Annotated in this window: 25 protein-coding genes; 14 read left to right on the top strand and 11 right to left on the bottom strand. The window is 68.8% G+C overall.

Annotation, left to right across the window (positions count from 1 at the left end):
* Nucleotides 1-66: 66 nt before the first annotated feature.
* Nucleotides 67-1,470, top strand: coding sequence for a MocR-like transcription factor YczR (gene yczR / locus AC2D10_RS01840; protein WP_484710106.1), 1,404 nt, complete (start codon nt 67-69; stop codon nt 1,468-1,470).
* A 147-nt stretch (nt 1,471-1,617) separates the two neighbouring features.
* On the opposite strand, the gene AC2D10_RS01835 is transcribed toward yczR, so the two are convergent.
* Together AC2D10_RS01835 and AC2D10_RS01830 are read right to left on the bottom strand one after the other, a co-directional pair.
* The gene (locus AC2D10_RS01835; protein ID WP_484710105.1) at nt 1,618-2,121 is read right to left on the bottom strand and encodes a DUF3145 domain-containing protein; all 504 of its coding nucleotides are present in this window, start codon (nt 2,119-2,121) and stop codon (nt 1,618-1,620) included.
* A gap of 206 nt (nt 2,122-2,327) precedes the next feature.
* Nucleotides 2,328-3,101, bottom strand: a complete 774-nt coding sequence (locus AC2D10_RS01830; RefSeq protein ID WP_484710104.1) for a hypothetical protein — start codon at nt 3,099-3,101, stop codon at nt 2,328-2,330.
* Between the two features lie 176 nt (nt 3,102-3,277).
* Here AC2D10_RS01830 and AC2D10_RS01825 point away from each other — a divergent pair, with 176 nt between their 5' ends.
* Both AC2D10_RS01825 and AC2D10_RS01820 read left to right on the top strand, forming a co-directional pair.
* A complete protein-coding gene (locus tag AC2D10_RS01825; RefSeq protein WP_484710103.1) occupies nt 3,278-5,293 on the top strand; it encodes a DUF262 domain-containing protein in 2,016 nt (671 codons plus the stop codon).
* A 44-nt stretch (nt 5,294-5,337) separates the two neighbouring features.
* Nucleotides 5,338-6,585 carry an alpha/beta fold hydrolase gene (locus AC2D10_RS01820; protein WP_484710101.1) on the top strand — a complete coding sequence of 416 codons (1,248 nt, stop codon included), beginning with the start codon at nt 5,338-5,340 and terminating at the stop codon, nt 6,583-6,585.
* 206 nt (nt 6,586-6,791) lie between these two features.
* On the opposite strand, the gene AC2D10_RS01815 is transcribed toward AC2D10_RS01820, so the two are convergent.
* From AC2D10_RS01815 to glgA, 3 genes are all read right to left on the bottom strand, one after another.
* Complete coding sequence (locus AC2D10_RS01815) at nt 6,792-7,049, bottom strand: type B 50S ribosomal protein L31 (protein ID WP_141871829.1); 258 nt, start codon at nt 7,047-7,049, stop codon at nt 6,792-6,794.
* Between the two features lie 92 nt (nt 7,050-7,141).
* Nucleotides 7,142-7,927 (bottom strand): ABC transporter ATP-binding protein, encoded by a 786-nt coding sequence (locus AC2D10_RS01810; RefSeq protein WP_484710100.1) that lies wholly within the window; start codon nt 7,925-7,927, stop codon nt 7,142-7,144.
* A 17-nt stretch (nt 7,928-7,944) separates the two neighbouring features.
* Entirely contained in the window at nt 7,945-9,129 is a 1,185-nt protein-coding gene (glgA, locus tag AC2D10_RS01805) for a glycogen synthase (RefSeq protein WP_484710099.1), read from the bottom strand.
* A 46-nt stretch (nt 9,130-9,175) separates the two neighbouring features.
* Between glgA and AC2D10_RS01800 the strand changes: the two genes are divergently transcribed.
* From AC2D10_RS01800 to AC2D10_RS01790, 3 genes are read left to right on the top strand one after another with little or no spacing between them, the layout of a single operon-like run.
* The gene (locus tag AC2D10_RS01800) at nt 9,176-10,417 is read left to right on the top strand and encodes a glucose-1-phosphate adenylyltransferase (RefSeq protein WP_484710098.1); all 1,242 of its coding nucleotides are present in this window, start codon (nt 9,176-9,178) and stop codon (nt 10,415-10,417) included.
* A 49-nt stretch (nt 10,418-10,466) separates the two neighbouring features.
* Complete coding sequence (gene serB, locus AC2D10_RS01795; protein ID WP_484710097.1) at nt 10,467-11,102, top strand: phosphoserine phosphatase SerB; 636 nt, start codon at nt 10,467-10,469, stop codon at nt 11,100-11,102.
* A gap of 53 nt (nt 11,103-11,155) precedes the next feature.
* Nucleotides 11,156-11,854 (top strand): alpha/beta fold hydrolase, encoded by a 699-nt coding sequence (locus AC2D10_RS01790; protein WP_484710095.1) that lies wholly within the window; start codon nt 11,156-11,158, stop codon nt 11,852-11,854.
* A gap of 53 nt (nt 11,855-11,907) precedes the next feature.
* On the opposite strand, the gene AC2D10_RS01785 is transcribed toward AC2D10_RS01790, so the two are convergent.
* Complete coding sequence (locus tag AC2D10_RS01785; protein ID WP_484710094.1) at nt 11,908-12,618, bottom strand: beta-ketoacyl-ACP reductase; 711 nt, start codon at nt 12,616-12,618, stop codon at nt 11,908-11,910.
* A gap of 139 nt (nt 12,619-12,757) precedes the next feature.
* Here AC2D10_RS01785 and AC2D10_RS01780 point away from each other — a divergent pair, with 139 nt between their 5' ends.
* Genes AC2D10_RS01780 through AC2D10_RS01765 form a run of 4 tightly spaced genes read left to right on the top strand, consistent with a single transcriptional unit; the run spans nt 12,758 to nt 14,762 of the window.
* Nucleotides 12,758-13,348, top strand: coding sequence for a DUF4190 domain-containing protein (locus AC2D10_RS01780; RefSeq protein ID WP_484710093.1), 591 nt, complete (start codon nt 12,758-12,760; stop codon nt 13,346-13,348).
* A gap of 51 nt (nt 13,349-13,399) precedes the next feature.
* Entirely contained in the window at nt 13,400-13,750 is a 351-nt protein-coding gene (locus AC2D10_RS01775; protein WP_484710091.1) for a DUF3099 domain-containing protein, read from the top strand.
* Nucleotides 13,747-13,941 (top strand): hypothetical protein, encoded by a 195-nt coding sequence (locus tag AC2D10_RS01770; RefSeq protein ID WP_484710089.1) that lies wholly within the window; start codon nt 13,747-13,749, stop codon nt 13,939-13,941. Before AC2D10_RS01775 ends, AC2D10_RS01770 begins: the two co-directional genes overlap by 4 nt.
* Complete coding sequence (locus tag AC2D10_RS01765) at nt 13,938-14,762, top strand: SURF1 family cytochrome oxidase biogenesis protein (protein WP_484710086.1); 825 nt, start codon at nt 13,938-13,940, stop codon at nt 14,760-14,762. The genes AC2D10_RS01770 and AC2D10_RS01765 overlap by 4 nt, the downstream gene beginning before the upstream one ends.
* Before the next feature lie 22 nt (nt 14,763-14,784).
* Here AC2D10_RS01765 and AC2D10_RS01760 read toward each other — a convergent pair whose 3' ends face one another.
* Both AC2D10_RS01760 and AC2D10_RS01755 read right to left on the bottom strand, forming a co-directional pair.
* Entirely contained in the window at nt 14,785-15,369 is a 585-nt protein-coding gene (locus AC2D10_RS01760; RefSeq protein ID WP_484710085.1) for a pyridoxamine 5'-phosphate oxidase family protein, read from the bottom strand.
* 30 nt (nt 15,370-15,399) lie between these two features.
* Complete coding sequence (locus AC2D10_RS01755) at nt 15,400-16,998, bottom strand: ABC-F family ATP-binding cassette domain-containing protein (RefSeq protein WP_484710083.1); 1,599 nt, start codon at nt 16,996-16,998, stop codon at nt 15,400-15,402.
* A gap of 194 nt (nt 16,999-17,192) precedes the next feature.
* Here AC2D10_RS01755 and AC2D10_RS01750 point away from each other — a divergent pair, with 194 nt between their 5' ends.
* The 4 genes from AC2D10_RS01750 to AC2D10_RS01735 all read left to right on the top strand — a co-directional run bounded on the left by AC2D10_RS01750 (nt 17,193) and on the right by AC2D10_RS01735 (nt 21,176).
* On the top strand, nt 17,193-17,810 hold the full coding sequence (locus AC2D10_RS01750) for a DedA family protein (protein WP_484710080.1): 618 nt from the start codon (nt 17,193-17,195) through the stop codon (nt 17,808-17,810).
* Nucleotides 17,811-17,814: 4 nt separating this feature from the next.
* Nucleotides 17,815-19,083 carry a sensor histidine kinase gene (locus tag AC2D10_RS01745; protein ID WP_484710078.1) on the top strand — a complete coding sequence of 423 codons (1,269 nt, stop codon included), beginning with the start codon at nt 17,815-17,817 and terminating at the stop codon, nt 19,081-19,083.
* A gap of 10 nt (nt 19,084-19,093) precedes the next feature.
* Nucleotides 19,094-19,765, top strand: a complete 672-nt coding sequence (locus AC2D10_RS01740; RefSeq protein WP_484710076.1) for a response regulator — start codon at nt 19,094-19,096, stop codon at nt 19,763-19,765.
* Between the two features lie 97 nt (nt 19,766-19,862).
* Entirely contained in the window at nt 19,863-21,176 is a 1,314-nt protein-coding gene (locus AC2D10_RS01735) for an acyltransferase family protein (protein ID WP_484710075.1), read from the top strand.
* Nucleotides 21,177-21,179: 3 nt separating this feature from the next.
* Here the strand turns inward: AC2D10_RS01735 and AC2D10_RS01730 are convergent, their stop codons facing one another.
* Genes AC2D10_RS01730 through AC2D10_RS01720 form a run of 3 tightly spaced genes read right to left on the bottom strand, consistent with a single transcriptional unit; the run spans nt 21,180 to nt 23,039 of the window.
* Nucleotides 21,180-21,773, bottom strand: coding sequence for an energy-coupling factor transporter transmembrane component T family protein (locus tag AC2D10_RS01730; RefSeq protein WP_484710073.1), 594 nt, complete (start codon nt 21,771-21,773; stop codon nt 21,180-21,182).
* Nucleotides 21,770-22,462: an energy-coupling factor ABC transporter ATP-binding protein gene (locus AC2D10_RS01725; protein ID WP_484710070.1), complete on the bottom strand. Its 693-nt coding sequence runs from the start codon at nt 22,460-22,462 to the stop codon at nt 21,770-21,772. The genes AC2D10_RS01730 and AC2D10_RS01725 overlap by 4 nt, the downstream gene beginning before the upstream one ends.
* Nucleotides 22,452-23,039 carry a biotin transporter BioY gene (locus tag AC2D10_RS01720; protein ID WP_484710068.1) on the bottom strand — a complete coding sequence of 196 codons (588 nt, stop codon included), beginning with the start codon at nt 23,037-23,039 and terminating at the stop codon, nt 22,452-22,454. The genes AC2D10_RS01725 and AC2D10_RS01720 overlap by 11 nt, the downstream gene beginning before the upstream one ends.
* Nucleotides 23,040-23,088: the final 49 nt, after the last annotated feature.

Raw genomic sequence — 23,088 nt, 5'->3', positions numbered from 1 at the left:
GATCGCGAGTCCACTCTGTGGAAAGTGGTCTGCAGAAACCAGTCCACTTTGCGGCATGCTGGACTCATGACCTCACGCCTGGTGGAGCAGCTCGGAGTGCAGAACGCCGCGGGATCGACCGCCGCAGCCCTCGCGGGGCAGATCCGCGCGCTCATCCTCGACGGCCGATTGACCGTCGGTGAGCGTTTGCCCAGCGAGCGCGCCCTCGCGCTGGAGTTGCGCCGCTCCCGTTCAACCATCACCCGCGCCTACAGTCTGCTCGAGCGCGACGGCTACGTGACTCGGCTGCACGGCGGCGGCACGCGTGTCGCGCTGCCGCACGCCGATGACGCGCCGTTCGACGCCGAGGACGAGTCGGCGATCGACCTGTCGATCGCGTCGATGGACTCGACACCCGGCCTCTACGATGCCACCGTCCGCTCGCTTCCCCGTCTCGCGGCGCTCCGCAGCACGAGCGGCTATTCGCTGCGCGGCCTGCCGGAGCTGCGCGACGCGGTGGCCCAGCGGTTCACCGAGCGCGGCGTGCCCACCACCGCTGACGAGATCATCATCACCTCGGGTGCGCTGAATGCGGTGAACCTGATCCTGGCGACCCTGGGGCGACGCGGTGAACGCGCAGTCGTCGAGCAGCCGACGTTCCCCCACGCGCTCGATGCGCTCCATCGCAACGGATACCGGCTGCTGCCCACTCCGGTGGGCGTCGCCGGCTGGGACGCACCGCACCTCACGGATCTGCTGCTGCGCTCCCGCCCCCTGGTCGCCTATCTGATCCCCGACTTCCACAACCCGACGGGCGCCAGCATGAGCGATGAGGACCGGGCGCGGGTGGCCGCCACGGCACGCAACACCGGTACCCACCTGATCGCCGACGAGACGACGACCGAACTCGACATCGACCGCGGCTGGGCTCCGCTGCCGATGTCCGCCTTCAGCCCGGCGGTGGTCACGGTGGGCTCGATGTCGAAGATCGCCTGGGGCGGGCTGCGCCTGGGCTGGATCCGCGCTGAGCGGTCACTCATCGCGCAGCTGCTCGCCGTCCGTCCGTCGTTCGAGCTGGGAACCGCTCTGCTCGACCAGTGCATCGCGGTCGAGCTGCTCGACGAGATGCCGGCGCTGACCGCCCATGTGCGTGCACGACTGCACGCCGGGCGAGAGGCGGTGACAGCCGGGCTCGCGAGGATCGGAGACCTGCACATGCCGACCACGCCCGGCGGCCTGTCGGCCTGGATCGACCTGGGCGCGCCGATCTCGACACGGCTCTCGCTCGCCGCGCGTGATCGTCAGTTGATCGCCCCACCGGGGCCGCGCTTCTCGACCGGCGGCGTGCTCGAGCGCTACCTGCGCATCCCGATCACCCATCCGCCCGAGCGCACGTCCGACGCGATGCAGCGTCTGCGTCTCGCGTGGCAGGACGTGCGCGACGGTGCGTCGGCTCGCTTCGCCGAAGCGTCGCACGCGGCGGTGATCTGAGGTTCACCCCGCGTGGGACGGCGAGAACCCCGTCTCCGAATCGGAGGCGGGGTTCTCGTCACAGGGAGCGGGATACGTTTCTCAGGGTCCGGGACATGTCACCGGCGTCCGATACTCGGCCTCCCCCTCCAGGTCTCGGGGTCGACCTCAGCCGACCTTGTGGAGCCAGACGACACGAGCATCGTCGCTGGCGTGGCGGAAGGGCTCGAGCTCCTCGTCCCAGGCGGACCCGAGGGCGATATCGAGTTCGCGCTGCAGCTCGAGCGCGTTGCCGGCGGCGATCTCCATCGCGTAGCGGATCCGGTCCTCGCCTATGACGATGTTGCCGGCGGTGTCGGTCTGTGCGAAGTGGATGCCGAGATCGGGCGTGTGCAGCCAACGCCCGCCGTCGCTTCCGGGCATGGGATCTTCCGTGACCTCGAAGCGCAGATGCTCCCAGCCGCGGATCGCGGTCGCGAGAGCAGCGCCGGTGCCGACCGGGCCGTCCCAGTAGAATTCGGCGCGTCGCGCGCCGTCGAGCACGGGTTGGTCAGCCCAGTCGAAGTTCACTGCGCGACCGATAGCGCGTCCGACCGCCCATTCGAGGTGCGGGCAGAGCGCGCGTGGTGCCGAGTGGATGTACACCACTCCGCGTGCGTAAGCCGTCGCCATGATCTCTCCGTTTCATCAGGTGCGTCTTCCCCAACGACCTGAACCACGAAGTGTGGCGACAATATGCGGTTATGGGCCCATTCTCGCCCAGTCCACCCGAAATCACAAGCGTGTCATTCCACGGAGAAGGCCCCGGTCATCGTGACCGGGGCCTTCTGAGCTGCGACAGGCTCGATCAGCCGCCGAGGAGCTGCTAGTACGAGTGCTCAGGCCTCGCTCATCGCCTGCTTGACCTGCTGACCCTTGGCCGCGTAGTAGGCCGCGCGCGCGGCATCCTTGCGGGCCTGCTCGGCATAGCCGGCCTCGAGGACGTCCTGCGGGACCTCGACGTTGGGCACGTCGTCGGTGCCGTTGTACTTCTCGATGTAAGCGTCGAGCTCGGGACCCGAGGTCCACGACGTGATCAGGCAGTAGCGCGGGTCGGTGCCGTTGTGGGTGGCCGCGTGCCACAGACGCTGGGTGTCGACGATCAGCTGCGCTCCGGCCGGCAGAGCGAGGCGGTACTCGATGCTCGGGTCGGTGCGGTTCTCGCGCAGCACGAAGTAGCTGTCCTTGTCGTCTGTGAGGTTGAAGAACCCACGCACGACCCAGCCTGTGCCGTCGGGGTTCAGACGGTTGTTGTCATCCTGGTGCAGGTTGTAGAGGCACTCGCCGTACGGCGTCGGCTGCAGCTCGATGACGCGGCATCGCCCGACATTGGCGCCCGGCTCCTGCGCGCGACGGGTCAGATTCGGGGCCTTCTCGACCTGCGAGTCGATCCACACGCCGTCCTTGTCGGTGCGCGGCGGCTTGTGGTTCCAGAAGCCGTTGCACTCGATGTCTCCGAATGCGCTCGCGAGCGGAGCGAAGCGCGTGTCACCCGACGACTTCCAGTCGTTGTACTCGATGTCGAGCCACTCTTTGGGGTCGAGCTCCTGGTTGTAGCTGTCGAGGACGACGAAGCCCTTTTCCTCGAGCGCTGCGGACTTGATATAACCCATGATCTACGTCATGTCCTTTCATCGGGGGCCAGCACGTTTTAACAGGCCCTGATAAGGCAAGCCTAACAGCGAGCCCCGGGCGCTCCTCGGAGGGGCGCCGTGAATATCCGAATAGACTGAATCGGGCGCCCGGCGAGTCCTCGGCGCCCGGCGACACGGGAGGACGAGACACCAGCATGAGCACCGCCACCAACGTCGAGGCGACAGCAGTCAACACGATCGAGTGGCTTGCGGCCGGTTCCACCACCATCGTGGTCCCCGTGTACCAGCGTCAGTACCGCTGGGACATCGGTGGATGCGAGCGGCTGCTCTCGGACGTCCGTGCGGTGGCGCGAGAGGACGACGCGCATCGGCACTTCATCGGCTCCATCCTGTCTGCGCACGACACCGGCGCCGACGGGCACACCACCGAGCACGACCTGATCCTCATCGACGGGCAGCAGCGCATCACGACGCTCATGCTCCTGGTGGCATCGCTGCACCACGCGGTCAAGGAGGCCGACCCGGCGCTCGCCGTCGAACTCGAGCGCGTGCTGGTGCGTCAGGACGAACCGTCCCGCACCAAGCTGCGTCCGCACGACGCCTGGGCCGACCTGTACGAGTCCGTGGTGCTCGACCGACGCGACGACGCCGATCGCGAGTCCCGCTTCGACGACAACTACGCCTTCTTCCGCAGCCAGATCCACGCCGATGAGGCCCCGTCCATCTGGCGCGGGCTGCAGAAGCTGGAGCATGTGTCGATCACCCTCGGCGCTCAGGCCAACGCGCAGCAGATCTTCGAGAGCCTCAACTCCACGGGCGAGCCCCTGCGCGACCACGAGCTCATCCACAACTACATCCTGATGGGGCTCACGCACCGAGAGCAGCTCGACGTCGAGGCGCAGTACTGGCTGCCCATCGAGCAGCACACGGGCGAGGCGATCGGCGCCTTCTGGCGGCACTTCCTCGTGATGACCACGGGGCGCGAGGTGGCCGCGAACGGCGAACACGGTGTCTACAGTGCGTTCCGCCAGTCGTTCCCGCACGTCGACGTCGACGACCTGCAGGCACACGCCGAGACCTGGCGCCACTATGCCCAGATCTACGGCATCCTCCTCGACCCCACTCAGGAGACCGACACCGAGATCGCGCACCAGCTGCGCCATGTGAACACCTTCGGCCGTTCGGCGTACCCGCTCATCCTGCGCGTGTACAGCGATCACGCGCGCGGCCTGGTGCCCCGCGCTGAGCTGATCGAGACGCTGGAGTGGATTCAGGCGCTCTTCCTCCGTCGCACGCTGGTGGGGTTGCCGAACGAACGGCTGATCGCGCGTCTCTGCCGCGCACGTCGCGACGGGCGCGACGCCCTGGCCCGGGCATTCGCGCGCATCACGCCCTCCGACGAGCGCGTGAGCGCCGTGCTCAAGTACAGCGCTCTCCCCCACGCCGCGTACGTGCTCGGTCGGCTGCAGGGCGTCGATGACCCGACGGACTACGACGTGGAACACATCGTGCCCGCCGTGCCCGCTGACACCTGGTCGGGCGACGGCGAGCGGCCCTGGAGCGAGTACAGCGACGACGAGCAGAACAGCCATCGGGCGCTGGCGCCGACGCTCGGCAACCTCACGCTGCTCGAGTCCGGACTGACGGAGCGCGTGTTCGGTGCCTCCTACCCCGTCAAGCGGGCCGAGGCGTACGCGCGCAGCGCCCTCGCCGCGACGCGGGAGCTCGAGGACACGCTTGTCTGGGACACGTCGGCGATCACGCGGCGCACCGTGCGCCTGACCCGAGATCTGCTGCAGATCTGGGCGCGACCCGCGCTGCCCGAGATCGACGACGACGGCCTCACCCCGATCCTCGACGCCGTGCGCCGTCGTGGCTGGCCGGCGGGGTGGGAGCGTGAGTTCGACTACGTCGAGTACCGCGGTGAGCGCTGGGAGGTCTTCGACGTCCGCGCCCTGTTCAACCGTGTGTTCCGGCGCGCCTGGACCGACACGACCGACGCCGCGCTGCGCTACTGCGCGGCCCACGGCGGTCCGATCTACACGGACATGGCGTGGAAGGGCCAGTGGGATGCGCTCGACGACGGGCACTTCCTCTACATGGGCTGGGACTCGAACTACATGATGAACGCGGTGCAGGGCGTGCTCGACGAATCGGGCATCGCTGCCGAGGTCTTCGTCAAGTACTCCTACATCGGCAACGTGATGTGATCCAGCCCTTCGACGAGCGGATGCCGCGGCGCTAGGCTCGACGGGTGAGCACCGTTGTCCGTCACCTTCTGGATCTGACCGTCGAAGAGCACACGCTCACCGTTCCCCTGGTGTGGGGTGATCCGTCCGACTCCCGCACGATCGACATCTTCGCTGCGGTGGTGTCGCGCGAGGGCGGTGAGTCCCTCCCGTACCTCGTGTTCCTGCAGGGTGGCCCCGGGCACGAGGCGCCCCGACCGTTCCACGGCCCCGCCGCCCCCGGGTGGCTCGACGAGGCGCTGGCGCACTACCGCGTCGTCCTGCTGGACCAGCGAGGGACCGGACGGTCGACGCCGGTCGGAGACGACGATCTCGCACGTGGGTCCGCGGCGGTCGCCGAACACCTCACGCACCTGCGCGCCGACGCGATCGTGCGCGACTGCGAAGCGGTGCGCGAGCACCTGGGAGCGTCGGCGTGGAGCGTGCTGGGCCAGTCCTTCGGCGGCTTCACCACGCTGGCGTACCTCTCGACCGACAGCGCATCTCTCACCGACGTCTTCATCACCGGCGGCCTCAGTGCGGTCGGACGACACCCCGACGACGTCTACGCGCTCTGCTACGACAAGATGCGCGCCGCCTCCGAGCGCTACTACCGTCGCTTCCCCGAGCACCGCGACGTCATGCGGCGCCTCGTCGACCGAGCGGCCGCCGGTGACATCGTCCTGCCCGATGGCGAGATCGTGTCGCCGTCACGGCTGCGGTCGATGGGCTCGGCCCTCGGCGTGAACGACGGCTGGCAGACGGTGTGGTCGCTGCTCGAGCGCGATCCGCGCTCGAACGCATTCCGCTACGACCTCGCGAACGCGATGCCGTACGGTGGCCGGAATCCGCTGTACTTCGCGTTCCACGAGTCCAGCTACGCCGACGGGCACGCCACGCGCTGGTCGGCCGAGCGCACAGAGCCCGCGGACTTCCGCGACGACGTCACACTGTTCACCGGCGAGCACGTGCGGCGCGAGTGGACCGAGACGGTGCCCGCGTTTCAGCCGTGGCGCGACGTCGCTCTCGAGCTCGCGGACTTCGCATGGCCGCAAATCTACGACGGGGCCGCGATCGCGTCATCCGGAGCCATCGGCGCCTCTGCGGTCTACGTGAACGACGTGTATGTTCCGCTCGAGTTCGCGCTCGAGACCGCTGAGCTGCTGCCGAACGTGCAGCTGTGGATCACGAGCGAGCACGAGCACAACGGACTCCGCTCCGGCCCGGTGCTCGGCCGCCTCATCGAGCTTGCGCAGCAGCGCCGCATCCGCTGATCTCGCGCCCTCCTCGCGCTCGCGAGTGTCGCAGATGGCCGCATCCGCGCCCGCGTAGCGGCCATCTGCGACCCCTGCTCGCGCGCACGGGTCGCGAAGGGCCGCTCCCGCGCCCGCGTAGCGGCCATAAGCGACACCTGGCAGTGCCCGTTCAACGACAGAAGGCCCCGCACGCCGAAGAGTGCGGGGCCTTCTGGTGACGGACCTCAGTTGGAGGAGCCGCCGAAGCCCTTGAAGCGCTGGTTGAACTTCTCGACACGACCGGCCGAGTCCATGATGCGCTGCTTACCCGTGTAGAACGGGTGCGACGCCGACGAGATCTCGACGTCGATGACCGGGTACTCGACACCGTCCAGCTCGATGGTCTTGTCGCTGGTCACGGTGGAGCGGGTGAGGAACGTCTCGCCCGAACCGAGGTCGCGGAAAACGATGGCCCGGTACTCGGGGTGAATGTCAGTCTTCATGGGATTCCTTAGTTGCTGCCCTGGATTGTGCCAGGGACGAGGGAAGTCTGTGGCGCAGAGAGCACCAAGGGTCGAGTCTAGCAGAACTCGTCTCAGAGCGCCGCGCGCGCAGCGTAGCGACCGGCGTCGCTCGAGAGCACGATCGGCATGCCGAACGACTCAGTCAGATTCTCGGCCGTCAGCGTCTGCTCGATCGGACCGGCGGCGACCACACGGCCCTCGCGCAGCAGCAGCACGTGCGTGAATCCGAGCGGGATCTCCTCGACATGATGCGTCACCATCAGCATCGCGGGAGTCGTCGGCGACGACGCGTACCCGGTGAGCAGCGCGAGCAGCTCCTCGCGGGAGCCCAGGTCGAGCGAAGCGGTCGGCTCGTCGAGCAGCAGCAGCTCCGGGTCGGTCATCACAGCACGCGCGATCTGCACGCGCTTCTGCTCACCGTCGCTCAGCGTTCCGAACGTGCGCTCGGCGAGGTGGTCCAGGCGCCACTCCCCCAACACACGCATCGCGCGACGCTCGTCGATGTCCTCGTAGTCCTCGTTCCAGCGGCCGAGCACCGAGAACGCGGCGGTCAGCACGGTGTTCAACACGGTCTCGTCGCGGGGGATGCGCTTGGCCATGGCGGATGACGCGAATCCGATCCGCGGACGCAGCTCGAACACATCCGTGCGACCGAGTGTCTCGCCGAGGACCGTGATGGTTCCCGACGTCGGGTGCATCAGCGTGTCGGCCAGCTGCAGCACCGTCGTCTTGCCTGCACCGTTCGGGCCGAGGATCACCCAGCGCTGATCGTCTGCGACCTGCCAGGTCACGTGATCGATGATGTTGCGCCCCTCGCGGCGCACGACGACGTCGGTGAATTCCAGGGCGCTCGACATACCGCCAGCCTATCGGCTCAGGCGCTGAGCTCCGCGTACAGCGCGCGGGTCGTGTCGGCGATCGCAGCCCAGCTGAAGTCCTCGCGTGCCCGCTCGCGACCGGCCTCGCCGTACTGCCGCGCGCGCTCGGGATCGGACGACACCTCGGTCAGCACCGCGGCCAGATCGGCGACGTAGCGGTCCGGGTCGACAGGGGTGCCGGTGCCGTCCTGCACCTGGTCGATCGGGACCAGCCGTCCGGTGACGCCGTCGGCGACCACCTCGGGGATGCCGCCGGTGGCCGTTCCCACGACCGCGGCGCCGCAGGCCATGGCTTCCAGGTTGACGATGCCGAGAGGCTCGTACACCGACGGGCACACGAACGTCGTGGCGGCCGTCAGGATGGCCGAGAGCTCGTCGCGCGGCAGCATCCGATCGATCCAGATCACGCCGTCCCTGGTCTGCTGCAGAAGGCGCACGCCCTCCTGCACCTCGGCGAGGATCTCGGGGGTGTCGGGGGCGCCGGCGCACAGCACGAGCTGCACCTCGGGAGGCAGCAGTCGCGCGGCCTGCAGCAGGTACGGCAGACCCTTCTGGCGGGTGATACGGCCGACGAAGACGACAGAGGGGCGGGACGCGTCCATGCCGATCGACTCGAGGAACGCGGCATCCTGCACGGGACGCCATCGTTCGACGTCGATGCCGTTGTGGATGACGCGCACGCGCTCCGGGTCGACCTGCGGGTAACTGCGCAGGATGTCGGCGCGCATGCCCGCGCTGACCGCGATGACGGCGGCGGCGTTCTCGTAGGCGAGCTTCTCGATGCCGCTCGACACCGCGTATCCGCCACCGAGCTGCTCGGCCTTCCAGGGCCGCAGCGGCTCCAGGCTGTGCGCGGTGAGCACATGAGGGATGCCGTGCAGCTGGGACGCCAGGTGCCCGGCGAAGTTCGCGTACCAGGTGTGGCTGTGCACGATGTCGGCCGAGGAGATCGCGGCGACGATCTCGAGGTCGGTGCCGAGCGTCTGCAGCGCGCCGTTCGCTGAGGCGAGGCTCGCGGGCGCCTGGTAGGAGGCGGTTCCCTCCTCGTCGCGCGGCGCGCCGAAGGCGCGGACCTGCACCTCGATGCTCGTACGGAGCGCTGTGACGAGCTCGGCGACATGGACACCGGCACCGCCATAGATCTCCGGCGGATACTCCTTGGTGATCATTTCGACTCGCATGTCTGAACGCTAGTACAGCGAGCGGAATGGCATCTAGGGTGGAGCCATGTCGGCTCCAAAGAAGGTTTTCGGGATCATCCTCGCCGGGGGCGAGGGCAAGCGCCTCATGCCGCTCACGGCGGACAGGGCGAAACCCGCAGTCCCCTTCGGCGGGCAGTACCGCTTGATCGATTTCGCGATCTCCAATCTCATCAACTCCGGTCTGCGTCAGGTCGTCGTGCTCACGCAGTACAAGTCGCACAGCCTCGACCGCCACATCTCGCAGACGTGGCGCATGTCGGCGCTGCTGGACTCGTACGTCGCCTCGGTGCCCGCGCAGCAACGACTGGGCAAGCGGTGGTTCTCGGGCTCGGCCGACGCCATCCTGCAGAGCCTGAACCTGATCAACGACGAGAAGCCCGACATCGTCGTGGTGATCGGCGCGGACCACGTCTACCGCATGGACTTCCGGCAGATGCTCGACGCACACATCGCCTCCGGCGCAAAAGCCACGGTCGCCGGCATCCGGCAGCCCATCTCGCTGGCGTCGCAGTTCGGTGTCATCGATGCCGACCCCAGCACCGGCCTGATCAAGCAGTTCCTCGAGAAGCCCGCCGACCCCACCGGACTCGATGACGCACCGCACGAGGTGCTGGCGTCCATGGGCAACTACATCTTCGACACCGACGCGCTGATCGCGGCCGTCGAGGCGGACGGGGAGTCTCCGACCTCCGGCCACGACATGGGCGGCGACATCGTTCCGTACTTCGTCGATCGAGGCGAGGCCGGCTACTACGACATGAAGCAGAACGACGTGCCGGGGTCCTCTCCCCGCGACCGCTCGTACTGGCGCGACGTCGGCACGATCGACTCGTTCTTCGACGCGCATCGCGACCTGATCTCGACGCTCCCGATCTTCAACCTCTACAACATGGAGTGGCCGATCCACTCACAGGCGGTCAACTCACCGCCCGCGAAGTTCGTGCGCGACTCGGTCGGCCGCATCGGCAACGCGATCGACTCGATCGTCTCACTCGGATCGGTGCTCTCGGGCACACATCTTGAGCGCAGCGTGGTCGGACCGTGGACGCTCGCCGGCGGGGGCTCGACGATCACCGACTCCGTGGTCTTCGACCACGTGCAGATCGGGTCTGGGTCACGGGTGCACCGAGCGATCCTCGACAAGAACGTCGTTCTGGCCGACGGCGCGACGGTGGGCGTCGATCGCGAGCGCGACCTCGCGCGCGGGTTCACCGTCACCGAATCCGGCATCACCGTGGTCGGCAAGGGCATCTTCATCGAGCGCTGAGCGGTTCACACGTCGTCGGCACGCCGACCTGGTCGCTAGGCTCGTGCGGGTGACCACTGCGCGCTTCCTCGTCGTCCTCGATGCCGATTCCACGCTCATCCAGGATGAGGTGATCGAGCTGCTCGCCGACGAGGCCGGCCGCCGCGCCGAGGTGCAGGCGGCGACCGAAGCGGCGATGCGCGGCGAGGTCGACTTCGCGGCGAGCCTGAGGTCCCGCGTCGCGGCGCTGCAGGGAGTCCCGGTCGAGGCGTTCGCTCGTGTGCGCGGGCGCATCCGGCCGACAGAGGGCGCGCGTGCTCTGACGGCGGCCGTGCATGAGCGCGGTGGTGTGGTCGGCGTCGTCTCGGGCGGTTTCCACGAGATCCTCGACCACATCGCCCCCGAGCTGGGGGTGGATCGATGGCGTGCGAACCGGCTGATCGTCGCTGACGGCGCGCTGGTCGGCGAGGTGGACGGCGAGATCGTCGATGCGGCCGCCAAAGCCGCCACACTGCGGGAGTGGGCCGACGACCTCGGCGTCCCGCACACGGCGACGATCGCGATCGGCGACGGCGCGAACGATCTGCAGATGATGGGGGCAGCAGGCCTCGGGCTCGCATTCAACGCCAAGCCCGCTGTCCGTGCCGCCGCAAGCCTGGTGATCGGCCCGCACGACCTCTCCGAGGTGATCGCACTGCTCCCCTGATCGAGGACCGACAGGTCGGGACGGATGTCAGTGGGACGGCGTAGCGTCAGCACATGGATATCATCCTCATCCCCGGTCTCTGGCTCGACGCGTCCAGCTGGGACGACGTGCTCCCCGCGCTTCGACGAGCAGGGCATCGCGTTCATCCCCTCACGATGCCCGGCGTCGGCGTCGATGCATCGGCATCGGCCGAGATCGGCATCGCCGACTGGGTGGATGCCGCGGTGCAGATGGTCGACGCGCTCGCCGAGCCCTGCGTGATCGTCGGTCACAGCGGGGGCGGCAACGTCGCCTGGGGCGTGGCCGACGCTCGAGCCGATCGCGTCGCAAGAGTCGTCTTCGTCGACTCCGTGCCGCCGCCGCAGGGGACGGAGATCAGTGAGTTCGAGGTGCGTGACGGAGTCGTCCCGTTCCCCGGATGGGAGTCGTTCCCCGACGAAGATGTGCACGACATCGACGACGACACCCGAGCGCGCACGGCACTGCTCACGCGAAGCGTGCCCGCGCACGTGCCGACCGACCTGATCGCACTGTCCGACGACGCGCGCTATGGCGTGCCCGTGACTCTTCTGATGGGCGATCTCGATCAGGCATCCTTCGACGCCCAGATCGATGGCTGGGGTCCGTACGGCGCCGAATATCGCGCGATCGCCGACGCCGAGGTCGTGCGCATCGGGTCAGCGCACTGGCCGCAGTTCACCGTGCCGGAGCGCCTGGGCGAGCTCATCGCCGCGGCGGTGGATCGCGTCTGACGACGGGGCATGGTGACGAGCGGCCGTACGGCCCAGGCCAGGGGCAGGGTGGGTCAGTGGCCCATGCCGAGGCCACCGTCGACCGGGATGACAGCGCCGGAGATGTACCCCGCGTCGTCGCCCGCGAGCCACGTGACGACGCCGGCGACCTCGTCGGGCGTCGCGAACCGCGCCGCGGGAATGCTCGCCTTGTACTGCTTCTGCGTCTCTTCCGGCAGCTCAGCGGTCATGTCCGTCTCGATGAAGCCCGGGGCGACCACGTTGGCCGTGATGCCGCGCGCACCGAGCTCACGCGTGAGCGACCGCGCGAACCCCACGAGTGCGCTCTTGGATGCCGAGTAGTTCACCTGCCCGGCGGAGCCGTAAAGGCCCACGACGCTCGAGATCAGGATGACGCGACCGAAGCGCGCCCGCAGCATACCCTTCGACGCGCGCTTCACGACGCGGAAGGTTCCGCCGAGGTTCGTCGCGACGACGCTGTCGAAGTCGTCTTCGCTCATGCGCATCAGCAGGGTGTCCTTCGTGATGCCGGCGTTCGCGACCACGATCTCGACCGGACCGAGCTGCTGCTCGACCTCGGTGAACGCGGCGTCGAGCGCGGCGGCATCCGTCACGTCCGCTCGCACCGTGAGTGTTCCCTCCGGGCCTTCCCCGCTGCGCGCCGTCACGGCGACCCGGTACCCGTCTCGCACGAAGCGCTCCGCGATCGCGCGACCGATGCCGCGGTTCCCTCCGGTGACGAGGACGACGCGCTGAGCACTCATGTGTATCTCTCCTGATGTGGCCGATGACTCCGGGCAGAACCATCTCGATCCTAGCGAGGACGACATTTCCCGTTCCCGAGAGCGACGTTTGACAGGAGCGGGCCGTACTGGAACTCTGAACGAGACGAAAGGCATCCGCGTGAGCGACAACAGCTACTCCCCGCCCGCAGGCGAACCGGCAGGGAATCCGCCGCCAGCTCCGCCCGCGCCGCCGTATGCGCCCCCGGCCCCCGCTCAGGCCTATCCGGGCGCCGCTCCGGCGTACGGCCAGCCCGCGCCGCCGTCGGCTCCCGCCGCCTACAGCCCTCCGGCACCTCCGACGCCGCCTGCTCAGGGGGCTCCGATGCAGCCCGCCTACGGCAACCCTGCGACGCCTCCGGGATACTCAGCGCAGCAGCCGGGCGCCTACGCGGCGTACGGCACCCCCTCGTACCCGGTCGCGCGCCCCACCAGCGGGCTCGCCATCACCTCGCTCGTCTGCGCCATCGCAAGCGTCGTCTTCAGCTGGCTGGTCTTCCCGATCCTGGCTGCGGTGGCGGCCGTGATCACCGGGCACATGGCGCTCAAGCAGACCAGGGCGAACCCGGGAATCGGTGGTCGTGGCGTCGCGTTCGCGGGTCTGATCATCGGCTACATCATGCTCGGCTTCGCGGCCCTCGGGGTGATCGTGACCGTCGTCAGCTTCGTCTTCTTCGGGGCCTTCACGATCCCCTTCCTCATCAACAGCTGAGCGCTCGTAGCGCGCCCCGAGCGAGCAGTTCCGGCGTAGGCTGGAACCATCGTGAAGAGAAATCGCGCCGTACCCGCCGTCACCTCTCTGCCGGAGTCTCCTCAGGCCGAGAGCGACCACCGTGTGCGCCGCTACGCCATCACGATGACGATCCGCATCGCCTGCTTCTTCCTGATGGTGCTGATCCAGCCCTACGGCTGGTACACGTGGGTGTTCGCGATCGCGGCAGCGGTGCTCCCCTACATCGCCGTCGTCTTCGCCAACTCCGGTGGCGACATCACGGAGGCCGACGCCGAATCGCCGACTCTGCAGGTCGAGGCACCACGTCCCGCCCCCGAAGTGATCGAGGAAAGCGGACCGCAGGTGTTCCGGATCACAGAGACCCGGCGGGATGAGGCGTGACAGAACTCGAATGCTCGCGAGCCGGGTGTCGGCGCGAGGCGACGCAGCATGTCGTGTGGCGCAACCCGCGTATCCACACCGTGGATCGGGAGAAGGTGTGGCTGGCGTGCGAGGAGCACGTCGCATTCCTCCACGACTACCTCGCCGCCCGTGACTTCCCCGTCGTGACCCGAGACGGTGTGCCCGCATGAACCGCCGCCTGACGCGGTGGTCCGTCTACGTGCTCATCGCCATCGGCTTCGCGGCCGGATGCGTGTTCCTCTCGCAGTGGCAGTTCGATCGCAACGAATCACGCGCCGAGCAGATCGCGCTCGTCGAGCAGAACTACGACGCCGATCCTGTTCCCCTCGCCGAGCTCATCGGCGCGGACGACACCCTGGAGCCCGGGGACGAATGGCACCCGGTGCTGCTGCGCGGCGAGTACCTGCTCGACGAGCAGCTGCTGGTGCGCAACCGTCCACACGGCGGCACGAGCGCCTTCGAGGTGCTTGTGCCGTTCCGAGACGTCGACGGGCGGGTGTTCATCGTGGACCGCGGCTGGGTTCCGCCGGGCGAGGGCGAGTCTCCGGATTCCGTCGCTCGTCCGCCCTCCGGCGAGGTCGAGGTCACGGTGCGTCTGCGTCCAGGGGAGCCGGTTCCGGCATCCGGGCGTGGGGCCCCGGAAGGTCAGGTCCCGACGATCAACCTGCCCACCATCGCCGCGCTCGTCGACGGCGATGTGATCACCAGCGCCTACGGACAGCTGATCGCCGAGGATCCGGCTCCCGAGAACGCTTTGGGCGGGTTCACGTCGCCCACCGATGACCCCGGGCCGCACCTGTCGTACGCCATCCAGTGGATCCTCTTCGCGCTGATGGGCTTCATCTTCATCGGCTACATCATCCGCACCGAGATCGTGAAGCATCGCGAAGACGTCGAAGGCATCGTCGCACCCGTGAAGCCGCCGCGACGCCGCGACAGGGATGCCGACATCGAAGACGGACTCCTCGACGCACCGGTCGACGCGCGCTGACCCAGCCTGCACCCGGCCGGTGTCAGTCCAGGACCACCGTGTGCGTCCAGCCGTCTCCGGTCGGTTCGTACACGACGCGCGTGTGACGACGTGACCGCGACCCCTGCCAGAACTCGATGCGGTGGGGCACGATCCTCCAGCGTGCCCAGTCGCCCGGGGCGATCGCCGCGCGTGCCGAAGCCGAGCGTGCCGCGAGATCGGCTGCGCTCTCCGCGGTACTGGCCTCCTCCACGCGGCCCCGCACGCGCACCGCGCGCACCTGAGGTTGCCACCAGAAGTTGAGCGCGGCCGCGGGAGAATCGCCGAGCTGCGCCGCCTTGCGGGAAGAGCGCGTGCCGGCGAATGCCCATCCGCGCTCGTCGACACCTTTGAGGATGAGCGTGCGTGCGTCGGGGACTCCGTCGGCGTCGACCGTCGCGAGCGTCGCGGTCTGCGGCTCGGGCACGCCGTCAGCGTCCGCTCGCATGATCCACTCACGGAACAGCACGGTCGGCTCGCTCGGCAGCGAGTCGATGTCCCATTCCGGCGTCGTGCCGGTGAGCGCGTGCCGGCCCCGCAGCCAGTCGTCGAGAGAAGCGGAAGAGGGTCCGGAAAGGGCGTCGGTCACGTCTTCGACTATGCCACGCCCCCTCGACGATCAGGCGAGTTCGATGAGGTCCTGGTAGTCCTGGCTCCAGATGTCCTCGACGCCGTCCGGCAGGATCAGCACGCGCTCGGGGTTGAGCGACTGCACCGCGCCGGGGTCGTGGGAGACCAGGACGACGGCGCCCTCGTAGTGCGCCAGGGCACCGAGGATCTCTTCGCGGGAGGCCGGGTCCAGGTTGTTGGTGGGCTCGTCGAGGAGCAGCAGGTTCGCCGACGACACCACGAGGGTGGCGAGGGACAACCGGGTCTTCTCGCCGCCGGAGAGCACGCCCGCCGGCTTCAGCACGTCATCGCCCGTGAACAGGAACGAGCCGAGCACCTTGCGGGCCTCGGTCTCGGTGATGTGAGGAGCGGCGGAGACCATGTTCTGGAGCACCGAACGGGTCACGTCGAGGTTCTCGTGCTCCTGTGCGTAATAGCCCACCTTGAGCCCGTGGCCGGGCTCGAGCTGACCGGTGTCCGGGATGTCGACGCCGGCGAGCATCCGCAGCAAGGTGGTCTTTCCCGCACCGTTGAGCCCGAGGATCACGACCTTCGAGCCGCGATCGATCGCCAGGTCCACGTCGGTGAAGATCTCGAGCGACCCGTACGACTTCGACAGGCCCGTCGCCATGAGCGGCGTCTTGCCGCAGGGGGCGGGCTTCGGGAACCGGAGCTTCGCGACGCGCTCTTCCTGACGCACGTCATCGAGTCCTGCGAGCATCTTCTCGGCGCGCGCCACCATCTGGTGCGCGGCAGCGGCCTTCGACGCCTTGGCTCCGAAGCGCGCCGCCTGCAGCTGCAGCGTGGTCGCCTTCTTCTCGACGTTGACGCGCTCCTTCTTGCGGCGCTCCTCGTCGGCCACCCGCTGACGGAGGTAGTTCTTCCAGTTCATGTTGTACGCGTCGATGACCTGACGGTTCGCATCGAGGTAGAACACGCGGTTCACGGTGTCTCCGACGAGCTCCACGTCGTGACTGATCACGATCAGCCCACCCTTGTAGCCCTTCAGGAACTCGCGCAGCCAGACGACGCTGTCGGCGTCGAGGTGGTTCGTGGGCTCGTCGAGGATCATGGTCTGCGCGTCCGAGAACAGGATGCGCGCCAGCTCGATACGACGACGCTGACCACCCGAGAGCGTCGACAGCGGCTGGTCGAGAATGCGGTCCGGCAATGACAGGTTGTTCGCGATCGACGCGGCCTGCGCTTCGGCAGCATAACCGCCCTGTGCCTCGAACTGCTCGGTCAGCTGCCCGTAGCGCTTCATGGCCTTCGCCGCGATCGCGGGATCATCCGATCCCATCGCGAGCGACGCCTCGGCCATGCCCAGGTTCAGCTGGCCCAGTCCGCGGGCGTCGAGGATGCGCGTGCGGGCGAGGTCCTCGGGGTTTCCCGAGCGCGGGTCCTGCGGCAGGTAGCCGAGCTCTCCGGAACGCGTCACGGTACCCCCGGAGGGCAGCACGTCACCCGCCAGCACCTTGGTCAATGTGGTCTTCCCGGCGCCGTTGCGGCCGACCAGTCCGATCTTGTCGCCATCGGCGACGCGGAACGAGACGTTCTCCATCAGCAGGCGAGCGCCTACGCGGATCTCGAGGTCGTGCACGGCAAGCACAGCGGGATGTCCGTTCTTCGGGGGTGGGAGTCGGCCGAGGGGCCAGCCTCCCAGTATAAGCGTCCCAGGCTGGGAGCCGACCGCCTGCCGTCGCGAAGGCGTCATCGGGACACGACGCAAGATCACTCCAGGGAGTGACGCGGTCGATACCGGAGGGTGACGCCGTGAGCGCGCCGCTTCTCTAGCGTTCAAGGATGGACGTCATCAACGAGCTGATCATGCAGGCGGTGTCATCGCCCTGGCTCTACCTGGTGCTGTTCGCCACGACCGTGCTGGACGGGTTCTTCCCGCCGGTGCCGAGCGAGACGGTGCTGGTGGCAGCGGCGGCGGTCGCGACGTCCACGGGCGGCGCGAACCTGGTGCTGCTCGGCATCGTGGCGGCGCTCGGTGCGACGATCGGTGACAACATCGCCTTCCTCATCGGGCGTCGGGTGGGTACGGAGCGCTTCGCCTGGATGCGCAGGCCTCGGGTGAGCGCCGTGTTCGCCTCGGCTCAGCGGGCGCTCGAGTCGCGGCCCGCCGTTCTCGTGCTCGGCGCTCGGTACATCCCGGTCGGACGTGTCGCGGTGAACGTGTCGGCGGGAGCACTGGGATTCCCGTGGCGCCGCTTCCTGCCGCTGAGCCTGATCGGAGGCCTCAGCTGGAGTGCGTTCAGCATCACAATCGGGCTGGTCGCGGGCTCGTGGCTCACAGACCAGCCGCTCGTGAGCGCCGGCCTGGGCGTGGTGATCGCGCTCGTCATCGGCATCGTGATCGACCGCATCGCCGCCGTTCGACGTCGCCGTCTCCCCGCACTCGAACTGGCAGGATGACATCATGGCTCGTCGCCGCCCGCGCTCTCCGCGGCCCTCCTGGCTTCACCGCCGCCCGCTCGCTCTCGCGGCCCTGGGCGCGGCATCGATCGCGCTGTTCGCGACGCTCGTTCCACTCCAGACCTCGCTGTCGGGCACGCCGCTGCCGCTCTCGCTCGTGCTCGGCGTCGCCGTGTGCGGTGCCCCACTGCTGGCGATCTCGTGGCCTCGGACTGCGATGGCCGCCTTCTGCACCGCCGCGTTCGCCCTGCCCCTGCTCGTGGACGCGGAGCGCGCGATCGCCGGCCCGTGGCCCTGGTCGGTGCCGGCACTGCTCGCATTCGTGCTGGTCGTCGGCGTCGTCTCGTTCCTGCACGGGGCGCGCCTCGGTGCCTACACGCTGATCATCGGCGTGATCGCATCTCTGATCGCCCCGTTGCTCCGCCCCGACATGGTCGCGGATGCGGCCTCGTCCGCGAGCGCCACGGCCGACCTGATCGTGACGTCATCCGTCGCCGTGGCGATGTACCTGATCGCGACACTCGCGGCAGGGCGTCTGCGGCTCGGTGCCGAACTGACGCGAGAGCGCGAGCACAGCGCGCTCGAGGAGTCGAGACGCGCACTGGTGGAAGAACGCACGCGCATCGCGCGGGAGCTCCATGACGTCGTCGCCCACAGCATGTCGGTCATCCAGGTGCAGGCGTCGACTGCCCGATACCGGCTCCCCGAGATCGGCGACGTCGCGGCATCCGAGTTCGACGACATCGCCGCCACCGCCCGCACCTCCCTCGCCGAGATGCGTCGGATGCTCGGCGTGCTGCGCACGGAGGACCAGACGGCGGAGCTCGCTCCCCAGCAGGGCATCGCCGATCTCCCGGGACTGGTCGACAGCATCCGCCGCGCCGGCGTCTCCGTGGGCCTCGCCATCGAGGGCGGCGACGCGGCGGCGACCGCCGACCCGACCGTGCAGATCGCCGTCTTCCGAATCGTTCAGGAGGCGCTGAGCAACGCCGTGCGGCACTCCCCCGGCGCCGTCGTCAGCGTCCGCGTGCAGGCCGACGAGACAGCGATCCGGATCCGCGTCCACAACGCGGCCTCATCAGAAGCACCGGCGGAGTCCCCCGGCGGATACGGCTTGCGCGGAATGCGCGAACGCGCCGAGCTCCTCGGCGGAAGCCTCCGCGCAGGCCCCGACCGAGACGGGACGTGGACAGTCGAGGCGACGCTCCCCCGGTCGGCGACCGCTTCCCTGTCCCGCTCCGACGCCGATGCGCCGGTCGACACCACCCCATGAAGGAGAACTCGTGACGATCAGCGTCCTCATCGCCGACGATCAGGCCATGGTGCGGGCGGGGTTCGCCGCGCTGCTCGGCGCGCACGACGGCATCCGGGTCGCCGGGCAGGCAGCCAACGGTGCCGAGGCGATCGCGCTCGCGGCCCGGCTCGACCCGGACGTGATCCTGATGGACGTGCGGATGCCGGAGCTGGACGGCATAGAGGCCACCCGCCGGATCCTCGGTCCCTCCTACCCGGCGGCTCACGTGCCGCGGATCCTGATGCTGACGACCTTCGACATCGACGACTACGTCTACGACGCCCTGGCGGCCGGGGCGAGCGGTTTCCTGCTCAAAGACGCTCTGCCCGAGGAGCTCGTGCACGCCGTCCGCGTCGTGGCGGCCGGCGACGCCCTCCTCGCGCCCAGTGTCACGCGACGCATGATCGAGCAGTTCGCGGGCAGACGTCGCCCCGCTGCCCGGTCGGTGACAGCTCTGGCCGACCTGACCGATCGCGAGCGCGAGGTCCTGGTGCTGATCGGCCGCGGGCGTTCGAACACCGAGATCGCGGCCGACCTGTTCATCGCCGAGCAGACCGTCAAGACCCACGTCGGAAAAGTGCTCGCGAAGCTGAGTCTGCGCGACCGCGTTCACGCCGTGATCCTCGCGTACGACACCGGGCTCGTCGAGCCCTCATCCTGACTCCCTCCGCGGTAGGGGGTCAGGACAGCACCCGAGGGTGATGCTCTCGCCGACACCGCGTCCATAGTCTCCGGGGACACCGTTCCCAGGAGGACTCATGGCCATCGCCTCGGCACCGCTCACCGCCACCCCGTCATCACCACCCCCACGCGGAATCCGCGACACCGGCATCGACCTCGTCCGCGCACTCTGTGTGGTCGGGGTCGTCCTGCTGCACGCGATCATGGTCGGCGTCACGGTCACCGAGTCCGGCCCGGTGTTCGCCAACGCGAGTGACGGCAGCGGGTGGATCGCGCCCCTGAGCTGGGTCCTGCAGGTGATGCCGCTGTTCTTCGTCATCGGCGGCTTCTCCGGCCTGATCGCCTACCGCCGATCGCGGGTGCGCGGCGGCGACGCCGTGGCATTCATCGCCGCGCGTCTGCACCGCCTCGTGCGTCCGGCAGTGGTGACGATCGGCGTGGTCGCAGTGGCTCTCGCGGTCCTCACCGTGGTCGGAGTCCCCTCCGACCTCATCGTCGTCGCCGGTTTCCGCTACGGCCAGCCGCTGTGGTTCCTGGCGGTGTTCCTGATGTGTCAGGCGCTGCTGCCCGCGCTGGCCGCCGCGCACGATCGTGCGCCCTACATCGCCATCGGCGCTCTCGTCGCGGCAGCGGTCGGCGTCGACACCCTCCGCGCCGTGAGCGGAGTCGACGCGCTCGGCTTCCTCAACCTCGCCTTCGTCTGGATGGCGTTGCAGCAGCTGGGGTTCTTCCTCGCCGACGGCAGCATCGACGCGCTGTCGCGCCGCACTCGAGCTCTCGCCGGACTCGCTGCGCTGGCAATCCTCATCGCGAGCTTCGTCAGCGGCATCCACTCGCCCGACCTGATCGCGAACATCAACCCGCCCACCACCGCACTGATCCTCGTCGGCGTCGTCCACACGAGCCTGTTCTCGCTGCTGCGCGATCGCATCGACCGCATGAGCAGAGGCCGCGCCGCGGCAGCTCTCACAGCGTTCGTCACGCCGCGTGCCATGAGCATCTACCTGTGGCACATGCCGGTGCTGCTGTCGATGGCGGGCGCGAGCGCGGTGTTCTCCCTGTCCGTCGGTGTCGATCTTCCCTCGCTCGGCGGCGTCGAGTGGTGGGCGTCGCGTCCGCTCTGGCTCGCGACGGCGCTCGCGCTGACAGCGGTCGCTGCGCTCGCCACGTCGCGCTTCGAGAACCATCGAGGCAGCGTCGATGCCGGTTCCCGGCGACGCGTGGGCGTCAGCGTGCTCCTCGCGCTGGTCGGGCTCGTGCTGCTGCTCTGGCAGGGCACGACGGTGGCGACGGCGATCATCGCGCTGAGTCTCATGGTGGCGGCACTGCGCCTCACCACACCCGCCCGCACTTCAGACCCGCGCCCGCTGCTCGTCGGTGTGTCTGCGTGACGATCAGCCGATCCCGCGCGCCGCCAGAGCGTCGCCGACCTCATCACCGTGGCGCAGCGTCATCACCAGCAACGGCACCGCGGTCCGCACGCCGAGTCGAACCCCCCGCGCTCGCTGCGCCTCCCGTACGCGATCGGCGAAGCCCGCGACGACGGGGATCATCGTGAGCGTGAGCGAGAGCGTCATGGCGACGGCGTCGGCGTCGACCCCGAGGCGCCGCACCGGGCGCAGCAGCCGGTGAAGCACGGCCAGCAGGTCGCTCATGCGGGTGGTGAGCGTGAGCAGGCTCGCCAGAAGCAGGATGGTCACGACCCGGCCGGTGTTGATCCAGGCCGTCAGCGGCGAGACGAAGATCCACAGCGCCGCCGCGAGGACGAGCACCAGCCAGCGCATCCGCCACAACTCCCCGCCGACGACAGCTGCACCGAAGCCCGCGACGCCGAACAGCGCACACACTCCGAGAAGCGCAACCCCGACGCCCCACGCGCCGAGGGGGACGATCGAGGACATCAGCGCCAGGAACGCCAGCACTCCGAGCTTCGCGGCAGCCGGCGCGCGATGCACCAGGCTGCGGCCCGGCCGATACAGGTGGATCACGCGCAGCGACGCCGGTAGTGCGAGATCACGTCGGCGGGTGGGCCCACCGCGACCAGGCGTCCGTGCTCGAACAGCACGGTGACGTCGCACCGCGACGCCAGCTCGAGGTCGTGGGTGACGAGCACGAGCTGCGCCGCCTGAGCGAGCAGCAGGTCGCCGATCCGTCGCGCGTTGCGCAGGTCGAGAAGCGTCGTCGGCTCGTCCGCGACGATCAGGTCGGGCTCGGTGATGAGTACCGACGCCAGCGCGAGCATCTGCTTCTGTCCGCCCGACAGCGACGAGCACGACGCATCGGCATGCTCGGAGAGCCCGTACGTGCGGAGCGTCGCGGTGACACGATCGGCGATCTCGGCACGGGACCGACCGCGAAGCGACAGCGCGAGATCCTCGGCGGGTGTGGGCATGAGGATCTGCGCCGACGGATCGGTGAAGACGAATCCCACGCGTTTGCGCAACGCCGTGCGGTCGCGCACCGGGTCGAGCCCGCGCACAGTGACCCTTCCCGATGACGCGACCGCCAGGCCGTTGAGCAGCCGCGCGAAGGTGGACTTCCCCGAGCCGTTGGCGCCGATCACGGAGATCCGGTGCGCGGTGAGGCTCGTGGTCACGTCACTGAGGACGGTCCGGTTATCGAATGCGACGGCGACTCCGTCGAGAACGATGGATGCCGTGGCGGTGTCATCCGACACGAGTCGCTGCCGCCGCGCGAGGGGTGCGGATGCCGAACGCCTGCGGGTACGCGCGATGCAGCGCGAGGGTGAGGGCCGTCGCCGCGCCGGCCTTGAGCAGGTCGCCGGGCAGGAAGGCGAGACTCGACAGCGCGGTCGCACCCAGATCGATGCCGAGCACCGCCGCCTGCACGGGGATGCCGAAGAGGTACACCACGAGGATGCCGCCGACCACCGAGCCGAGCGCGACACCCAGCGCCGTGATCCGACGCCGATGCACGATCAGACCGATCACGAGCGCCCCGACCACCCATCCGAGCAGGTAGCCCGCCGTCGGTCCGACGAACACCCCGATGCCGCCGCGGCCCCCGGCGAGCACGGGCAGGCCGACAGCGGCGAGTACCAGCACGAGCAGCACGGCGAGAGGCCCCCGTCGTGCACCGAGCACCGCACCGGCGAGCATGACTCCGAGCGTCTGCGCCGTGATCGGCACTCCGCCCGGCAACGGCACCGTGACGGTCCCGAGCACGATGATGAGGGCGGCGAAGACTGCGACCCGGGCCAGCTCCCTCCCGATCTCCCCGTGATTCTGCTCCATGGTCGTCCTCTCCCGTCACTCCTGAACACCGTTCACCTGAACGGTGTTC

The organism is Microbacterium sp. PI-SA-G, assembly GCF_057215335.1.
The sequence above is the reverse complement of the archived record's forward strand: the minus strand, read 5'-3'. Positions and strand labels throughout refer to the sequence as shown.